The 13,154-nt window shown below is 49.8% G+C and carries 13 protein-coding genes; 7 read left to right on the forward strand and 6 right to left on the reverse strand.

Annotation, left to right across the window (positions count from 1 at the left end; translation table 11 throughout):
* Positions 1 to 2: 2 nt before the first annotated feature.
* From ABD880_RS05235 to ABD880_RS05265, 7 genes are all read left to right on the forward strand, one after another.
* The gene (locus tag ABD880_RS05235; protein WP_345163127.1) at positions 3 to 1,034 is read left to right on the forward strand and encodes a PfkB family carbohydrate kinase; all 1,032 of its coding nucleotides are present in this window, start codon (positions 3 to 5) and stop codon (positions 1,032 to 1,034) included.
* Positions 1,024 to 1,683, forward strand: coding sequence for a bifunctional 4-hydroxy-2-oxoglutarate aldolase/2-dehydro-3-deoxy-phosphogluconate aldolase (locus tag ABD880_RS05240; RefSeq protein ID WP_345163130.1), 660 nt, complete (start codon positions 1,024 to 1,026; stop codon positions 1,681 to 1,683). Before ABD880_RS05235 ends, ABD880_RS05240 begins: the two co-directional genes overlap by 11 nt.
* A gap of 12 nt (positions 1,684 to 1,695) precedes the next feature.
* Entirely contained in the window at positions 1,696 to 3,036 is a 1,341-nt protein-coding gene (locus ABD880_RS05245; RefSeq protein ID WP_345163133.1) for an MFS transporter, read from the forward strand.
* A 307-nt stretch (positions 3,037 to 3,343) separates the two neighbouring features.
* The gene (locus tag ABD880_RS05250) at positions 3,344 to 4,234 is read left to right on the forward strand and encodes a hypothetical protein (protein WP_345163136.1); all 891 of its coding nucleotides are present in this window, start codon (positions 3,344 to 3,346) and stop codon (positions 4,232 to 4,234) included.
* A 342-nt stretch (positions 4,235 to 4,576) separates the two neighbouring features.
* Positions 4,577 to 7,042, forward strand: coding sequence for a prolyl oligopeptidase family serine peptidase (locus ABD880_RS05255; protein WP_345163138.1), 2,466 nt, complete (start codon positions 4,577 to 4,579; stop codon positions 7,040 to 7,042).
* Between the two features lie 165 nt (positions 7,043 to 7,207).
* Positions 7,208 to 7,621, forward strand: a complete 414-nt coding sequence (locus tag ABD880_RS05260; RefSeq protein WP_345163141.1) for a hypothetical protein — start codon at positions 7,208 to 7,210, stop codon at positions 7,619 to 7,621.
* 23 nt (positions 7,622 to 7,644) lie between these two features.
* Positions 7,645 to 8,061, forward strand: coding sequence for a hypothetical protein (locus ABD880_RS05265; RefSeq protein WP_345163144.1), 417 nt, complete (start codon positions 7,645 to 7,647; stop codon positions 8,059 to 8,061).
* Here the strand turns inward: ABD880_RS05265 and ABD880_RS05270 are convergent.
* The 6 genes from ABD880_RS05270 to ABD880_RS05295 form a co-directional block, all read right to left on the reverse strand.
* The gene (locus ABD880_RS05270; protein ID WP_345163148.1) at positions 8,056 to 9,102 is read right to left on the reverse strand and encodes a 2Fe-2S iron-sulfur cluster-binding protein; all 1,047 of its coding nucleotides are present in this window, start codon (positions 9,100 to 9,102) and stop codon (positions 8,056 to 8,058) included. The two genes, ABD880_RS05265 and ABD880_RS05270, sit on opposite strands and share 6 nt — an antisense overlap.
* Before the next feature lie 176 nt (positions 9,103 to 9,278).
* Positions 9,279 to 10,178 carry an EamA family transporter gene (locus tag ABD880_RS05275; RefSeq protein ID WP_345163151.1) on the reverse strand — a complete coding sequence of 300 codons (900 nt, stop codon included), beginning with the start codon at positions 10,176 to 10,178 and terminating at the stop codon, positions 9,279 to 9,281.
* Positions 10,179 to 10,374: 196 nt separating this feature from the next.
* Positions 10,375 to 11,100, reverse strand: a complete 726-nt coding sequence (locus ABD880_RS05280) for a hypothetical protein (RefSeq protein ID WP_345163154.1) — start codon at positions 11,098 to 11,100, stop codon at positions 10,375 to 10,377.
* Positions 11,101 to 11,105: 5 nt separating this feature from the next.
* A complete protein-coding gene (locus ABD880_RS05285; RefSeq protein ID WP_345163157.1) occupies positions 11,106 to 11,483 on the reverse strand; it encodes a GntR family transcriptional regulator in 378 nt (125 codons plus the stop codon).
* Positions 11,484 to 11,493: 10 nt separating this feature from the next.
* A complete protein-coding gene (locus ABD880_RS05290) occupies positions 11,494 to 12,279 on the reverse strand; it encodes a hypothetical protein (RefSeq protein WP_345163160.1) in 786 nt (261 codons plus the stop codon).
* On the reverse strand, positions 12,269 to 13,123 hold the full coding sequence (locus ABD880_RS05295; RefSeq protein ID WP_345163163.1) for an ABC transporter ATP-binding protein: 855 nt from the start codon (positions 13,121 to 13,123) through the stop codon (positions 12,269 to 12,271). The genes ABD880_RS05290 and ABD880_RS05295 overlap by 11 nt, the downstream gene beginning before the upstream one ends.
* Positions 13,124 to 13,154: the final 31 nt, after the last annotated feature.

Below are 13,154 nucleotides of genomic sequence, written 5' to 3' on the forward strand. Positions count from 1 at the left end.
CCATGCAGACCAAAGGAAAAGTACTGTCCTTCGGGGAGCTGTTGCTCAGAATCTGTCCAGACGGCGAAGGTCAATGGCTGGCAGAAAACCAGTTGCCGTTCTTTGTGGGCGGCGCCGAGCTGAACGTGGCCACGGCCTTGGCCTTGTGGGACATTCCTTCGGCGTACCTGACGGCCTTGCCAGAGAACTCTGTTTCAGAACAGCTCATTCATTATTTGCAAGAGCGCAACATTGACACTTCGCCAATTGTGATGCAGGGCGAACGCATTGGCTTGTACTACCTCCCCAAAGGAAAGGACCTCAAAAATGCGGGCGTGATTTATGACCGCAAAGGCTCTGCCTACGCAGATTTAACGCCTGGTATCATCAACTGGGACGCTGTTTTTGAAGGCGTGAGCTGGTTTCATTTCAGTGCCATCTGTCCGGCCATCAACCAAAACGTGGCAGACGTTTGTCTAGAAGCCTTACAAGCGGCTAAAGCTAGAAACATCTTCATTTCTCTGGACTTGAATTACCGCGCCAAGCTGTGGCAGTACGGCAAAGACCCGGTAGAGATTATGCCCGCGCTAGCGCAGTACTGTGACTTGATCATGGGCAACATCTGGGCCGCCAACAAAATGCTAGGCATGCCACTGCAAGAAGAGTTGGTAGCGGATATTGAAAAGGAGAAACTGTTGCAACACGCTACGCTCACCTCAGAGACCATTCTGAAGGAATTCCCGAATTGCAAGACCGTGGCCAATACCTTCCGGTTTGACTACCAAGAAAAAGGCATCCAGTACTTTACCACACTCTACTCTCAGAACCAATTGCATGTGTCTCAGGAATACAAAGTAGATCAGATTCTGGACAAGGTGGGTAGTGGTGACTGTTTCATGGCAGGGTTGATTTACGGCTTCTACCAAGGCCATGCCCCGCAGGAAACGCTGGAATTTGCCACGGCAGCGGCCTTCAAGAAACTATTTATTTTAAGCGACGCCACCACCAGCACCGTGGCCGAGATTGAAGAAACCATCCAAGCCTATGCCCACTAAAGAAACCGCCCTACAGGCCATTGTAGATCAGGGGCTTTTGCCTTTGTTCTTCTATGAAGATCCGCAGGTAAGCCTTGACATCATCCAGACCTTGTATAAAGCTGGGGTAAGAACCCTGGAGTACACCAACCGCGGACCTGCCGCTTTAGAGAACTTCAAATACTTAAAGCAAGAGCTGCAGCAGTACCCAGATTTGCATTTGGGTATTGGTACCATCAAAACCGTAGAGCAGGCCAATGACTTTTTGAAAGCCGGCGCCGATTACATAGTCGCACCTATTGTGGACCCGGCCGTGGGAAGTTTGGTGCACGAGGCGGGACTGCTTTGGATACCGGGTTGCTTTACGCCCACCGAGATTCACGTAGCTCAACAAGCACAGGCGGCTTTGATTAAGATCTTCCCGGCCAATATTGTAGGACCGGCCTTTGTGTCTTCCATCAAAGAGCTGTTTCCGGGCCAGCTGTTCATCCCGACCGGCGGCGTGGAAATGGAGGAAAGCAACTTCAGGACCTGGTTCAAGGCTGGAGTCTGCGCCGTGGGCATGGGAAGCAAGCTCATAAGCAAAGACATTCTGGCCAATCGCCAATACGACCAACTCCATACCCTCACCCAACAAGCACTGCACCTCGCTCAGACATGTAGATCCTAATAAACCGCGCCCATGACCCAAACTACCCAAACAAACACTAGGCCTCTCACCTCTCAGGAGAAGATGGGCCGCTACCGGTGGACGATCTGTTCCCTGGTATTTTTTGCCACCACCATCAATTACCTGGACAGGGCCGTTATCTCCCTGCTCAAACCCTACCTGGAAACCGAATTCAACTGGACCTCTGGGGACTACGCCGACATTGAAATAGCCTTTAAGGTAGCCTATGCCTTAGGCATGGTGGGTGTTGGCCGCGTCATTGACAAGCTAGGGACTAAGATTGGCTATGCCCTTTCTACCTTCCTCTGGAGTATTGCCGCCGTAGGCCACGCTTTTGTGTCTTCTACCTTCGGGTTTGGGGTGGCCAGAGCGTTCTTGGGCGTGACTGAATCAGGTAACTTTCCGGCGGCCATCAAAACGACGGCAGAGTGGTTCCCGCAGAAAGAGCGCGCGCTAGCTACTGGTATTTTCAACTCGGGCTCAAACGTAGGTGCTATCCTGGCTCCACTTTCGGTACCGTTCATTGCCGAAACGCTGGGTTGGAAATGGGCTTTCATCATCACCGGTGCCCTTGGTTTTATCTGGCTCATTTTCTGGTTCTGGTTGTATGAAGTCCCAGCGCGCCAAGCCCGCTTAACCAAAGCTGAGTTTGACTATATTCACAGCGATGTAGATGACATGGCCGCCGTGGCCATTGAGACCGAACCGAAAATAGGCTGGGGAAAACTGTTGGGTTTTAGACAAACCTGGGCTTTTGTGATTGGCAAGTTCCTCACAGACCCTATCTGGTGGTTCTACCTGTTCTGGTTGCCAGATTTCCTGAACAAGGAGTATGGTCTCACCGGTACTGACATTGCCCTGCCAGTGGCATTGGTGTATACCATGTCCAGCGTTGGTAGTATTAGCGGCGGCTTAATTCCTATGAAGTTCATCAAAAACGGTTGGCCTGCTTTTAGAGCCCGCAAAATGTCCATGTTGCTGATTGCCTTCTTCGTGCTACCCATCGTGTTTGCCCAGCAGTTGGGAGAAATTAACATGTGGCTGGCGGTGATTGTGATTGGTATTGCGGCCTCGGCCCACCAAGCCTGGAGCGCCAACATCTTCACCACCGTGTCTGACATGTTCCCGAAACGCGCTGTGGCCTCTGTAACTGGTATTGGTGGCATGGCCGGTGGCTTGGGTGGTATCCTGTTGTCGGCCTTGGTTCAGAAACGCATGTTTGTGTACTATGAGAGCATCAACCAACTAGAGACCGCTTACTTCATCATGTTCCTGATTTGCGGTGGTGCCTATTTGACGGCCTGGCTCATCATGCACTTCCTGGTGCCTAAGATGAAGCCTATCTCCGTGTAAATTTTATTGTACCTGAATACATAAGAATGCCCATGACTGTCTGCAGTGATGGGCATTCTTATGAATAATCGTTTTTAGCCTGTTTTCCAGAAAACAAGCCAAAAACGGGTTAAGCTTTAAAGCCGTGTTCTTTTTCAAGGTTAAGTCACCTTTTGTACAATCCATGACTAATAAAATATTTGCTTAACAGTAAGAAACAACTCCTCCCGCCTACTAATACTTGCGTCACTGGTTTTGACCCTATATCAATCATCGTAACACCACTGACAAAACATAACTTGCACCAAATTCACCTCAACCAAGCTACATGAACAGATTTACTAAAATCATTCTCCCTTTGCTGTTATTGCTTATCGTGGCGTATGCCATCTATGGCGTGCTACACGCCGGACAAGGAAATTTCTTTGCCAACGCTTCCTTCATCACCTCAGGCTTGGTAGTGCTGGGATTGGTGGTGTTGCTTTATCTGCTTTTTAAAAGCATCAAAGGACTTTGGGTAGTAGGTTTATTGGCCATGGTGGCGTTACAATCCTGCAACTATGCCAAGTCAAACCAACAAGTGGTAGTGTCTGATGACTGCGGCATGGCCTGGAAGAAGGTAAATGCCGGCGATGCCGTCCCGAAGGGTGTGGGCAATCCTTGCTTCATGAAGGTGGTGATTCCTAACTTCCCTATGCAGGGGGACAGCCGCTTCATCTCCAACCTGAAAGACCGCGTGCGGGCCTCCATTCACATTGACTATGACTACTCCATCACAGACCCGCTGGCGTTCATCAGGCAGGCTAAATTTTTAGGGAAGGCCAACGCCAACGCAGACAATAGCGAGGCGCTTGATCCAAGTGCTTTTGAAGGCGCCGAGAACATGGTGATTGACAAAAGGATTAGGGACGTTAGCAAGTCTCTCTTTCTGCAGGAGGACATTGTAGAACTGGACCAGGCCGAACTAGAGAACAAACTATTGGTTGAGGCCAACAAACTGCTAGAGCCGCTGGGTGTTCATTTGAATTTCATCACCCTCACCTTTGACTTAGATGAACAAACCAGACAGGCCATTGACATTTCCACCGCCATGAAGATCTATGAAAGCAAAAACCTGGTGGATGTGGGCAAGCAAGTGATTGTATCCAGAGCCGGCGCTACCAAAGTGACGGTAGAAAACAAACTAGCGCCTGAGCAAACAGCTAAGGACGAAGAATAATAAAAAAGGGCCAGCCATACGCTGGCCCTTTTTTATTACCCCTAAGCAATCCCTGATAATCAAGTCCAGGACTTCCTGCTGAAACGGAGAATCTACGAATGCAGAAACCCACCCTGTAGTATTGGCCAGTGTCTTACTGTCGGTTGAGGCCCATTCATATTATTTCGTGCAATTTTAAATCGCATCATAACCTTGTTGAGATTAATCACCTGGTAAAGCAGACTGCGCAGGCATTCGTTTTCGCCCTGATTTCCAGAAAACAGACCAAAAACGCCTATTGGAGAATGTGCCTTAAATAATGTAAATTGAATGCACAAAATCCTTCCACCTAACTAACAGAACATGTCCAACTTCATACTATCGCGCCGATCCAGAGTGGCGGTTTGGATGCTGGCGCTCTCCTTGAGCGGACCAGCCATGGCCCAGGGCACCAAAGACCTGAACGTGACCTACCAGCGCCCCGCAGAATCCATCGCGAAACTTATTGAAGCTCCCGCCACCCCCACCGTGTCTTTTGACGCCAAAGGCGAGTGGATGCTGGTGATGGAGCGCCCCGGCTATCCGTCCATTGAGGAGATTGCCGCGCCTGAACTACGCATTGGCGGTCTGCGCATCAACCCGGCGGTGAACGGGGCCAGCCGTGGCTCTTCCAGCAACAACCTCAAGCTTAAGAAAATCAACGGTGGCCAGGAATATGCCATCCAAGGTTTGCCCGCCAACGCCAAAATCACGGATGTGAGTTGGTCGCCAGATGAACAACACGTTTCTTTCCTGAATACCACCACCAACGGCATTGAACTTTGGGTGATGAACGTGGCCAACCGCTCGGCCCGCAAACTCACCAACTCACAGGTGAATGATGCTTATGGCAATGCCGTTACCTGGGCACCGGACAGCAAATCCTTGCTGGTAAAATTGACCAATGCCAACCGCGGCAAAGCGCCCAAAACCAACAATACGCCAGCCGGCCCCGTCATCCAGGAGAACCTGGGCAAAACCGCTGCCTCGCGCACCTATCAGGATTTGCTGAAGAACCGCACCGATGAGGCCCTGTTTGATTACTACCTTACCAGCCAGTTGACCCAGATCAACTTGGACGGCCAGCAGACCAAAGTTGGCGAACAAGGCATCATCCGGAGCTTCAGCACCTCGCCAGATGGGCAGTATATTTTGGTAGCCACTACTAAGCGTCCATACTCCTACCTGGTACCCGCCAACTCTTTCCCGTACACCGTGCAGGTGTGGGACCGCCAGGGCAAACTGGTGAAACAGATAGCAGACATTCCATCGGGTGAGAACATCCCAGTGGGCTTCAACGCTGTGGCCACGGGTCCTAGGAGCGTGAGCTGGCGTCCAGACCAACCTGCCACCTTGTATTGGGTAGAAGCCCAGGATGGCGGCGATGACAAGAAAGACGTACCCGTGCGCGACATGGTGTATATGCAAACAGCTCCTTTCTCGGCTGCACCGGTCGCTTTGGCTGGTACCAAACTGAGATATGCGGGCATCACTTGGGGCAACAATGATTTGGCTTTGGTAACCGAGCGCTGGTGGAGAACCCGCCAAGAACGCACCACCAAAGTGAAGCCTAGCCAGCCAGGCGCCGAGCCCGTTTTGTTGATTGAGCGCTCCTATGAAGATTTGTACTCTGACCCAGGCTCCCCGGTAATGGAGAAAAACAAGTTCGGGCGGTACGTCATGCTAACCGACAAGTCTGGCCAAAACATTTACATGATCAGTGAAGGCGGCTCGCCGGAAGGGAACCGTCCGTTCCTGAGCAAGTTCAACCTGACCACCAAGAAGAATGACATTCTATGGAGGTCTGCGGCACCGTATTATGAGCGACCTGTGAGTGTGTTAAACGCAGACAAAGGCACTTTCATCACCCGCCGCGAGTCTGAGAACGATCCGCCTAACTACTTCCTGCGCCAGGTAGGCTCTAAGAAGTTGACGGCCGTAACCAAGTTCCCGCACCCAACGCCTGAATTGATTGGCGTAGATAAGCAGTTGTTGACCTACAAACGAAATGACGGCGTGACATTAACGGCCACCTTATATACACCTAAGGGCTACAAGAAAGAGCAAGGCCGTCTACCAATGCTACTATGGGCCTACCCACGTGAATTCAAAGACGCGGCATCAGCTGGTCAGGTGAAAAGTTCACCGTATGAGTTCACCCGCATCAGCTCTGGCTCTCCTCTGTTCTGGGTAACCAGAGGCTACGCTGTCTTAGATCGCACCGATATTCCGATTGTGGGCGAAGGAGATGCTGAACCAAATGACACCTACGTGGAGCAGTTGGTAGCCAGCGCCAAAGCCGCCATTGACGAAGTGGCCAAAATGGGCATTGCAGACCCTAACCGCGTGGCCGTAGGTGGTCACTCCTACGGGGCCTTCATGACCGCTAACCTCTTGGCACACTCAGATCTGTTTGCCGCCGGTATTGCGCGCAGTGGGGCATACAACCGTACCTTGACGCCGTTCGGGTTCCAGGCAGAAGAACGCACGTTCTGGCAGGCGCCAGAGGTGTACGGCAAGATGTCGCCGTTCAACTACGCCAACAAAATCAAAACGCCCATCTTGTTGCTACACGGCGAGGCTGACAACAACTCCGGCACCTTCCCTATCCAGAGCGAGCGTTTCTACAATGCCTTGAAAGGCCACGGCGCTACCACCCGCTACGTGGTGTTGCCATCAGAGAGCCATGGGTACGCCGCCAAAGAATCCATCATGCACATGCTCTGGGAGATGGACCAGTGGCTGGAGAAATACGTTAAAAACAAGCCTCAGCCGCAGACCATGCGTTAAGGAATACTTTAGCAATAGAATAAGAAACGCCTCACTAGTTAGTGGGGCGTTTCTGTTTGATGGGCATGAAGTAGAAACAATGCGTACATTTACAAAAACCGCTAAAAACTAAAACCCAGGCCTTGTGCTGACGGTATAGCGACACTGGACAGGAGACATGCACAGATGATTATAAAAGAATTAAAGAAGCCTAACGGTGATACTTTCTTGATTGCAGAGCGCGCCGAAGACAACGCATATATTCATGCCCGCTGGATGGGCATTCAAACCTTAGAAACCGTAAAAGAAGGAGGAGCCTTTTACGTGAACATGCTAAAAGAAAAACCCTGCGCACGCCTGCTCAACAACCACAAAGAATTAATTGGTCCCTGGGACGTGGCCAATGACTGGATCACCAAAGAATGGACTCCCCTGGTCATGCAACTCGGCTTAAAATACATGAGCCAGGTGCTGGCACCCGGCATCTACGGACAAATGTCGTTTCATCAGTTGCACCAACAAATTGGCGATCAATTTGAGATTAAGATGTTTGACGAGGAAAAGCCGGCCCTGGAGTGGCTCCTGCAAACCGGAAAATAAATTCACGCATAACCTATTCGTCTATGTCAACTAAAGCCAAAGAATTACACAGCGAAGAGTACGCCAACATCTGGCTTCATGAAGACACCCATACCCTTGAAATGGAATGGCTGGACTACGTGAGCTCGTACCGTTTTAAGCCTACCTTAGACCTTGCCTTAGAGCTGGCCGTGCAACACAACGCGCGGTATTGGTTGGCCAACCGCCTGGAAATGCGCGAACTAGGCGAACTGGACCGTAAATGGCTTACGGATACCTGGCTTCCTAAATTTCTGGGGTATAACTTTAAGAAAATGGCCGTGGTAGAGCCTGCCCACGGCTTGCACCGCGTCTTTGAAGACCAAGTCCTGCACAATACCAACGGCAAACCAGTTGAGATTAAATGCTTCCAGAAGCGCTCTGAGGCGCTGGAATGGATTGAAGAGGATTTCAACTTATAACTCTAGCCGTAGGTCTCCGCCCACGGCATGGCCTACGCAGGTTAAGACATAGCCTTGGTCTAGCTTCTTTTGGGTGAGCACCTCATTGTAAGACATCCAGACCTGCCCTTGGGTGCAGAGGGCGGCGCAGTTGCCGCATTTGCCGGCTTCACAGCTGTAGGGCAGATTGACGCCGGCTTTCTGCGCGGCCTGCAAGATGGTCTCTGGGTATTGTGCCTCAAACCTGAATTTCTCTTCACCTATCGTCAACTCCACCGCATGCCTATCCTGATCAGGTGGCAGGGCTCTCAGGTGCACTTTCTGGGTACTGAAGGTCTCTTTTCTGATGTTCTCAAACGGCACCCCTGCCCTGCGCAAGCCATAGGTACACATGCGCATGTAGTTCTCGGGGCCGCAGACGTAGGCTAGTAACTGTTCTGGTGGCACCACGGCCATTTCCATAACCAGTTTCTCTAGCAGTGTCTTGTGTAGACGGGCCTGGTCTAGCTTGGGCGCATCGCTGTTCAGAAATAGTACCTGGAGCCTCTCAGGGAAAGCGCTTTCTAAAGACAACAACTCCTGCCTAAAGATGGTCATGCGCTCTGATTGGTTGCTGTACACCAGCACCACAGGCAGCTCAGGGAATGCCACCAAGACCGTCTTCAGGAGAGAGAAAATAGGCGTGATGCCACTGCCCGCCGCCAGGAAGAAGATCTGCCCTATGGAATCCATCTCTTCAGGCAAGGTAAAGAACCCAGAAGCCCCTATGGTCATTAGCTGGTCACCTACCTGCGCATGGTCTACCAGGTGCCTGGAGAAGGCGCCGTTAGACTGTCGCTTAACCCCAATGGCCAGCGGCTCCTCTAAGGCAGGCGAAGAGGTGATGGAATACGACCGGCGAATCTCTGCGTGGTGCGGATGCGGCGGTAAGACCAGTGTTAAGTACTGCCCCGCCTGATAGGTGATCTGCTTGGCATCTTCTCCTGCAAATTCAAACGTCTTCACGCCAGGCACCTCTTCTTTGATGCGGGTTATGGTCAAGGGAATGTACAGGGAGCTCATACAGGTGGTAATGCAGGTTGGGTCTGCCAAGTATACGAAAAAACAGGATTTGCTATGCCTTGCTTCCTGAACAGCTCCAAGAACAAAAAACCTTTATCCGTTTTTGACCTATTTTCTGGAAACCAGGCCAAAAACGGACATAAAAAAAATCCATCTGTAAAAGACGGCTTTTCTATTTATAAGGTAGCAAGCTGTTTCTTGCGCTTTAAGTTAGGCAATACTAAAGCCAGTAAAATCACGATGACGCCTACCCACCTTATGGCCGTTACGGGTTCTTGCAGGATAAAATAAGACATGGCCACCGCCACCGGTAATTCTACGGTGCTTAGGATGGAGCTTAACACAACCCCTGCCTTGGGAATGCCTTTGGCAAACAGCACCGGCGGAATCACCGCGGCAAACAGCGCAAACACAATTCCCAGCACGCCCAAGCCCTCCATAAGGCTACCGTTTATCAAAAACACCGGCGGAAAAACGGCAAACACCAGCATGGTAGAACCCGTCAGCATCCAGGCGCTTTTCTTGACCGGTGGAAGTTCATTGCCTACGCGTCCGTTCACAATCAGGTAGATGCTATAGCCCAGGGCCGCCAACATCCCGAAGCCAATGCCGCCCCAACTCAGGTTCTCTACCTGCGTCTCTAGCATGCCACTAGCCAACACCGTTCCGCCCAAGACCAGCAACACGGCCAGCATCTGCAAATACGTAGGTTTCTTTTTGAACAGGACCGCCTCTAAGAGCATACTTATCCAGGTGAACTGCATGAGCAAAATAATGGCCACCGAGGCTTGCGTCATTTGCACGCACTGGTAATAGGCCATGCTCACCAGACCATTGGTGGTACCGGCCAAAAGTAGTTTCCAGGTGGGTGTGGTTTGAGGCTTTACCTGGTCTCTAAAGGATTTAGACCGGGTCTGCAGGAAATAGAGCGGCCACAGGATGAGCATGGCAAAGAAAGCCTGTGAACCGGTCACATCGCCCAGGGTATAGCCTTGCTTGTAGGCCAGCTTCACAAACGTAGACACCACGCCAAAACTGCACGCGCCCAAAAACACCAATAATCCGCCTCTAAACATCTAAACTGTCTCCTGATTTTTACTCCCACCAAAAAGGGGGTGCAAAGGTAAGGGTTTTTAAAGTCAGTTTCCGCTAGCGGGTTTTATATTGAAATTATAACACAGAAAAAGTCGTTTTTGACCTATTTTCTGAAAAACAGGCCAAAAACGACTTTACCTCAAACCAAAGTAAAATGGTCTGTCTTTTTTTAACTTATTATTTCTTACTCAACAATTGAAGGGAGGCTCCTGTAAAGGTGCCCTCTGCCTGGGGTGAGAATTGATAAGACGCTAAAGGAATCTGCACATTCTGGAGCACTAGTTGGCTTTTGTGCTGCATATCAAACTGCGCCTGATGTATTTGGTTGTTTGGATACAACGTAACTTTGGCATTACTTCCTGGGGTAGCGCCTGCTTTTACCGCCAAATACTTGATGGAGGTAGAATCCAGTTCAATGGCAGTGGCATGGTCCGGCAACAAGGACAAGCTGTCCAGCTTAAAACCTTTTACCATCACTTTGTTGTACTGGTACAGATGCCAAACCAGTTCTTGCTTCTGGCCTAGTAAGGTATAGGTAGATGAGGAGGCGACCGACGTTAACTTAGGACAATAGATAAGGATTTCACCCTGATATCCGTCATTATTATCCTTGTGCGCAAGGTCAATGATAAGTTTTTTACCTACCTGCCGTACCTTGAAGAACTCCTTGTCCTTCTGATGCAGGCGCACCTTGGGCGTACCAGGCAGTATTTTGTAGCCTACCTGCGTGGCCCCGTTTACCTCTACCTGGTCAAAGACGTTTAGGTTTAGGGTTACATAATCGCGGTAGCGGTCTTTGTACTTGCCGGTTTCATACTCCGCCTTCAGGGCAAAGTCAAAGGCAGTGAGGCAGCCTAGAAAGAATACCACGGCGACTCCCAACAATAAATTACTTTTTCTCATGGTTTTTACTTAGAGATGAAATGCTCGTTTTTATAATGCTCATAGCGTTCTTGAAGCTCTTCTAGCGAAATGTCTAACAGAATTACATTCCTGAAGAAATCTGGCAGGTCTTGTTGCAAAAACCGCTCGCGCTTCTGCTTCTTCACCTTAGCCACGGCGTCTGCCGCCACAAAGAATCCTATGCCGCGCTTGTTATAGATTACTTCCTGGTTTTGCAAGTACTCATAGGTACGCATGACGGTGTTGGGGTTTACTTGCAGGTCAACAGCCAGTTCGCGCACAGAAGGTATCTTGTCATCTGGCAGCCATTTGCCCAGTAGAATATGGTCGCTCACGTAAGCGGCAATCTGCAGGTAGATGGCTTCATTGTTCTTAAATTCCATAGCGCAGGGATTAAACTTCTTTTTCTTTCAGCTTTAAAAAAGCAGTCAGCCACAAGAGCAGGGCCATGCCCACTGGTACAATGGCTAAAAGATTTTTTCTCGCCTCTGGCAGTTCTATCTTAAAATACTCTCTCCTATCCTGAGCCAATTGATTAAAGAAGGTGACGTTAGAGAACGGCGAGGCGTTTTCGACCTCCCTGCCAATTAGTCCTTCCATGACGTTTTCATTGATAAAAATCAAGGAGATCATGATCACGAAAAACAGAAAGGCGGTCTTAATGAAATGCCACTTCTCAAAGGTGATGGAACCCCAAAAAGCAATGGCGTGCAGAAACAAGAAGACCAGTAAGATGTTCTGCTCATCATGGTCAAAACTGAGCACGTTCAAAATCTGCGGCTCCTGCCCCATCCAGTTGTCCATTGGGACAATGAGGTGGAACACCGCGTAAAAGCACGCCAGGAAAACCACAAAGAAAATCAAGGTGGAATACACCCAGCCTACCAGGTATTTCTCCAGATGGGAGGCGGGTAAGCTAAGCGTGGCAATGGCCTTTTTCTTGTCACCTAAATCTGAAAAGATGGAACTGGTGAAGATAGAACCAGACGCAAACAGTATGAAGGCGAACAAAATTACTTGTAACTCTAAGGAAATAGGGTTAGGATTTGCAGTTACTACAAAGGTGGTAATCAAAGCCATGATACCAGCCAGTACGGCCGTAGCCATCAGGTAGAATTTATAGTGCTCGGCGGTATGTTTGATAAACAACCTCCAAAAGCGGGAAAAGTTAAATTGCATGGTGCAGTTGTTTAGCGTTTAACAGAGATAAGATGGCGGTATTTTCCTGCGTGAGGGCATTAAAGAGAAGCTCCATGTCTACTCTGCTATAAACACCTTCGGGGTTGGGCAGAATGGCGCTGATGCCTCTTACAGAATCTTCACTATACAAGACCTCCTGTCCTTCTTTAGAGGAGATGGTGGTAAAGAGAAGTCGCTCCGCAATGCTGTCCAGTTCTTGGTTGACAATGATCTCACGGTTATGCACCACCACTAACGTGTCAATCAAGCTTTCAAGGTCACGCACCTGGTGAGTAGAAATGATGACACAACGGTCATCAGACAAGGCAGAGGCGATGATCTTTCTGAACTGCACCTTAGAGGGAATGTCCAGGCCGTTGGTGGGTTCATCCATTACCAGCAGGTCTGTGTTAGTGGCAAGGCTAAAGGCAATCATCATCTTCTTCTGTTGCCCGAAGGAAAGCTTGTCCAGCACTGCCTCGCGGGGTACCTCAAACTCAGACAGGTACTCATAAAATGCCTCCTTGTCAAACTTTAGGTAGAAACCAGCCGTGTGTGACACAAATTGATTGGTAGTTAAAGCCGGAACGTAAATTTCTTCTGGCAGAAAAAAAACATTCTCCAGGACTGCCGGCAAGCGTTTAGAAGCATTTATGCCGTCAATGGAGCAGGTTCCGGTGAGTGGATACGCCAACCCTACCATGTTCTTAAGGAGGGTAGACTTGCCAGCGCCGTTCTTTCCTAACAGGCCGTAGATGTGGCCTCTGCTAAGAGATAGGTTGAGGTTCTGAAAGAGCGGTTTGTCTTTCTTGTACCCAAAACTAAGATTGTCAATCTGAATCATATGTGAACCATTAGGTGTATTACTTATCTAG

The organism is Nibribacter koreensis (assembly GCF_039541795.1).
In the GTDB taxonomy this organism is placed as follows: domain Bacteria; phylum Bacteroidota; class Bacteroidia; order Cytophagales; family Hymenobacteraceae; genus Nibribacter; species Nibribacter koreensis.